The sequence below is a fragment of the Armatimonadota bacterium genome (genome assembly GCA_022563855.1).
Lineage (GTDB): Bacteria > Armatimonadota > Fimbriimonadia > Fimbriimonadales > Fimbriimonadaceae > JADFMN01.
The window spans coordinates 1-4941 of record JADFMN010000021.1 but is presented as its reverse complement, the minus strand read 5'-3'; the positions used below and the strand labels follow the sequence as shown (position 1 = coordinate 4941).

Annotated in this window: 4 protein-coding genes; 1 reads left to right on the top strand and 3 read right to left on the bottom strand. The window is 60.0% G+C overall.

Annotated elements, in window-relative coordinates; all coding sequences use genetic code 11:
* Positions 1-25: 25 nt before the first annotated feature.
* Complete coding sequence (locus tag IH944_14630) at positions 26-358, bottom strand: hypothetical protein (protein MCH7905789.1); 333 nt, start codon at positions 356-358, stop codon at positions 26-28.
* 184 nt (positions 359-542) lie between these two features.
* Here IH944_14630 and IH944_14625 point away from each other — a divergent pair, with 184 nt between their 5' ends.
* Positions 543-2081 carry an IS1380 family transposase gene (locus tag IH944_14625; GenBank protein MCH7905788.1) on the top strand — a complete coding sequence of 513 codons (1539 nt, stop codon included), beginning with the start codon at positions 543-545 and terminating at the stop codon, positions 2079-2081.
* Positions 2082-2280: 199 nt separating this feature from the next.
* Here IH944_14625 and IH944_14620 read toward each other — a convergent pair whose 3' ends face one another.
* Both IH944_14620 and IH944_14615 read right to left on the bottom strand, forming a co-directional pair.
* The gene (locus IH944_14620) at positions 2281-3705 is read right to left on the bottom strand and encodes a transposase (protein MCH7905787.1); all 1425 of its coding nucleotides are present in this window, start codon (positions 3703-3705) and stop codon (positions 2281-2283) included.
* Between the two features lie 27 nt (positions 3706-3732).
* Entirely contained in the window at positions 3733-4644 is a 912-nt protein-coding gene (locus tag IH944_14615; protein MCH7905786.1) for a DUF4338 domain-containing protein, read from the bottom strand.
* Between the last annotated feature and the right edge of the window lie 297 nt (positions 4645-4941).

Below are 4941 nucleotides of genomic sequence, written 5' to 3'. Positions count from 1 at the left end.
ATAATCGTGTCGATGGATTGATTACTCACCGTGTTGTTCTCCCGAGTCGGTCGCCCGACGCTATGCGCTCGCGGTCATCGGGCGCGGCGTCCGCGACGAGCCTGGCGACCGCGCCGAGCTTGTCGACCTCACCGGGTTCAGCTTCGCCGCTCACGGCTAGCGAGTCGCTAGCGTGCAGATCCGCGACGACATCGCCTCGGTCCGTGACGAAGCGGACGGCACCGTCTCCGAGACCTGCGGTTTCGATCCGCAGGACGTGCGCAAGGTCGACCCTGACCGGGCGGTGCCCGGTTCGTTCGTGGGATGGGAGTGCGGCGACGTGTTCGTCGACCGCCTGTAGTTCGATCAGTCTGGGCACGGGTGTGCCTCCTTTTGTGTTGATGGTTGCCGCGCCGTCGCGGCGGAAGGTTGTCTAGTCCTTGATCAAGCGCGGTTGAATTCGAAGAAAACGTAGAAACACTCCAAACACCCGGTTCTCCCGATCGTACGTGGGTTTGAACGGTTTGAACGAACAACCACTGGCCCTGGGAGGGGCGTTTGAAGTGAAAGCAAGTCTACGACGACAGCTGCGGTGTTTCAAAGGCCAGATCGAGCGACGACTCGAGCGCGAGAACAAGCGCGAGGCGCACGATGGCCGTCCAGTGCTGCGCGGCACGGGAGCGACCTACGAGATCGCATCTCGGGTGCGAGCGGTCGCCGCGGGAGGCATCGGCCTGATGCACCAGATGGCGAAGGCGATCGGGCTCGACCGGGAGATCGATGACCGGGTACGGCTTCTTCGGTTCCATGCTCCGTACGAGGAATCCGATCACGTGCTCAACATCACCTTCAACTCCCTCGCCGGCGGCGAGTGCCTGGATCACCTCGAGTTGCTGCGCAACGACGTGAACTACATGGACATGCTCGGTGCTCGACGTATCCCGGATCCGACGACGGCAGGCGACTTCTGCCGCCGGTTCAAGTCGAGCGGCGACATCGACGACCTTCAGATCGCGATCAACGAGACCCGGCTCCGCGTCTGGTCTTCGCAACCCAGCGAGTTCTTCGAGCACGCGCTGATCGATGCCGATGGCTCGTTCGTGGAGACGACTGGGGACTGCAAGGAGGGGGCGGACTTCAGCTACAAGAAGGGGTTCGGATACCACCCGCTGGTCGTTTCATTGGCGAACACGCAGGAGGTGTTGTTCCTCGAGAACCGGCCCGGCAATCGACCTTCATACGAAGGCGCCGCTGCGCGTCTTGACCAAGCCGTAGACCTGGTCAGTCGAGGTGGATTCCGGAAAGTGACGCTTCGCGGCGACTCCGACTTCAGCCAAACCAAGTTCCTTGACGGCTGGGACGAGAAGGGAGTCGAGTTCGTGTTCGGGTACGATTCAGCCCCAAACCTGGTCGTAACGGCCGATTCTCTGGAGGATGCGACCTGGTCGAAGCTCAACCGAGAGAATCGGTACGAGATCAAGACCCAGCCTCGATCGCGACCAGAGAACGTCAGGGACAGAGTCGTCCGGGAGCGCGAGTATCTCAACATCCACCTGCTCGAGGAACACGTCGCAGAGTTTGACTACTGCCCGACGGCCTGTGCGAACGACTACCGAATGGTGGTGGTGCGAAAACTGCTGAGCTACGAGAAGGGACAGAATGTTCTGTTCCCTGTGATCCGCTACTTCTTCTACATCACCAACAAGCCGAAAGACTCCGCTCGTGAGATCGTCCGCTTCGCCAACACACGATGCGATCAGGAACGGTTGATCGGTATCCAGAAGAGCGAGGTACACTCGCTGCGTTGTCCGCTCGACAGCCTGCTCAGCAATTGGGCCTACATGGTAATGACGACCCTGGCGTGGAACATGACGAGGTGGTTTGCGCTACTGCTTCCCGAAGATGGACGCTGGAAAGACAAGCATGGTGGCGAGAAGAAGGAAGTGCTGAGCATGGGCTTCTCGAGATTCGTCAGGACCTTCATGCTCGTGCCGACGCAGGTGGTCTCGACTGGACGTCAACTCAAGCTGCGACTCCTCGCCTGGAATCCGTGGCAGCACGTCTTCTTCCGGGCGCTCGATGCCGTGCGATTGATCTCGTGATCAATCCGACTGATACCGGGGTACGGATGTCCCGGTCCGCAGTGGCATCGAACGCGACAGGAGACCAACCAGAAAACTGAGCAAACCGGCGAAGGACCACGGCGACGGCGCCGAACCGGTCGGGCTCCGTACGCGGCAAACCGCTGAAACCTCGCTTTAGGTACGCTTGATCAAGGCCTAGGCTGGAGTTTCGCGGTTTTCACGCGGACAAAAGCCAGTGCGGCAGGGTTGCAGCGAGTTTCTCAGCACCCGGTCTGGTACCCGGGTGCTGAGAAAGTCGGCTCGTCCATAATTCTCGACGCACTGCGGCAAGCATGTCGTTGAGCGACGGGCGCGTCTTGTGGCCATACCAGGGAGCTGCTGCGCGCACGATCGCTACATCCTTGTCGGGCTGACCGTGGTGCAAGTACCAGATGATGGAGAGTGCGTAGGCGGCGAACGCGGTTGCCAATGTGTGGTTGATGGCCATCTCACCAACACGTTCTCGAGCATTGGGGCCCGGACGTTTCTTCACGCGATGCGAGCCCTTCGGACGGTGCCACCATCCGTTCTGCGGGTCTTCGAGTCCCAAGGCCTGCTTCGTGTTTCGGAAGCCTACCTCGATCTCCCAACGCCGCGCGTACTGTACGAGGATGGCTTTCTCGGATCTGTTGGGGTCCGTGGAGAAGTACGCCCGATCGTCGAACCTTCCTCTTGGGTCCCAAGTCACCACCACTCGCACGCGCCTGATGCCGGCGACGGTGTACCAGAGGCACACCATCGACTTGACCTTGATCGTGATTTTCTTGCCGTAGATTACCAAGGTCAGCGTCTTCCACGGTGTTGTCGATGACTTCGCGAGGTCCCTTGGTGAGAGAAGTCTCTTCCCCTTGCGTGATGGACGTCCCTTTCCGTGGTATCTGTCTGGCGGCTCGTAGAGTGCCGCATCCATGACCATCGGCCCGGTGAAAACGATGTCGGCGGGGAGATCACGCACGACCGTCTCGCATGCGTATTCGGAATCTGCAAGGACGTGCAGTCGACGTCCGGCGGGAAGCCAGCTTTTCACGAGTTTGATCAACTCAGCTGCGAGTACCGTTCGCTTGCGGTACTTGCTCTTCGGACTGCGTTTCTTCGAGCGATAGAGACGAAACAGGAATGGAATGGCCAGCCCTTGAGCAGAATTCCATGGAAGAGGAATCCAAAGTGCAGCGATCACCCAGTTGTGCCCAAACGCGAATACCGACTTGCGACCTTGGGTCGATCCCCGCCCGTAGGTCGAACTGTGCGAGTCGTAATGCATCGCCGCGCCGAAGATGTGCGGTCCGCCCTTGTGGCACAGAGTGTCATCCAAGATCAGTGTGATCTCCTTGGGCATGAAGGGCAGCAGCAGTCGAAACAACGTTTCGCCGACCGCGTCGGTGGTCCACCGTCCCTGCGAGAGGAATCGGTAGATCGAGGAGTGATGCTTGCCCGTAGGAACAACTCCTGACGCCTGGATCACGCGGCTGATGCTGTGGCGTCCTTGGCAGATAATCCAGCCGGTGATCAGAGTCGAGAAACTCTCGAATCCAGGTTTCGTGAAGCACGTCCTGAAGTTCTCGAGTAGGTCCCGAACGGTCCGCGGAACGGTGACGGTGAACAAGTTGATCCCTCCCAGGAATGAACGTGACTAGACTCGCCTCTGCTGACCATGCAGCGCGAGATCTTGTGTGCAGAGTTGGCGGCGGAAGCCGCGGCGGAGCGGGTAGAGGAAGATGCGCTTCACCGGCAGGGCGTAGCGGTTCCACCGATCCAACTTCCCGCGCCCCTGTGTTTGCCCGACCTCGACCCAGTTGGCTGCCTGGTAGCACGTACCGCGAAAACGCATCCCAACGAACGTCTCCAGCAGCACCGGGCGATAGCCGTAGCGGTTCTCCCAATCCTGCGGCAACCGCTTGACGACTCTCGAAAGAAGATGCGACGCGAGATTCCGTGACTGAACCCAAGGCAAGATCAGGAACCTCGCGTTGTTCACGACGAACCTGAGGTTGAGAATGCGCTGTTCGTGCGTCCAGCCGATGAACCGATCTCGTGGTGCCACCTTCCACGCTGAGGCCCCGAATCCTAGCGCTGCCAGAAGCCGTGCACGAGCGAACACGAAGTAGCGGATCTGAGCACCGGCCAAAGGCTGGTACCCAAGGTAGTGGTGACGCTCGATCAGTTCGTTCCAGAGCAACGATTGCTTCCCCGCTTGGATCTGTACGAACTCCAGTTCTCCGAGTTCGCCCACCGGAAGAGTGATGGGTATCTGTGGGTCAGATGCCGACGTCAGACGTGGCTTCCGTCTGCCGTTTCCATTCGAGCGCTGCGGCGGCGGTAGTTCGATGAGACCGTTGCGGTGCATCCGCAACATCGCCACCCGGCACGACATGTCCTTGAGGCGTCCGTCCGGTCGAAGCCACTCGAGCTCTTCGCACACTAGCCGCGAAAGCTCCACGCGGGTCCTACTACCGTCCGCGATCAGGCCGCGAATCGTCTCCAGTTCATGCGCACTGAACGTGCGACCACAGAAACGATGCTGACCGCCCGTCGTGCTCGACATGCCCAGACGCTAGAAAAACGGTCGTTGTGTGTCCAGTCCGTTGTCAAAAAAACGCCGGCACCGACCCCGAATCCACCCCCAAAAACCGCGAAACTCCAGGCTAGGGGTCTGCGTCACGGGAAGAATCCAAACGCGCCTGCCTCCAATTCGCACTCCAGAGGCTGGCCCGCATTGCCAGATTGGGGTCTGCGTGAGGTCGATTTCGGTTGGTTTCGGCCATTTTGGTTCCCGTGACGCAGACCCCTAGCGGTCAGGCGCGAGACCCTCAGGATCGTCACCTTTCCCGGAGCGAACCCG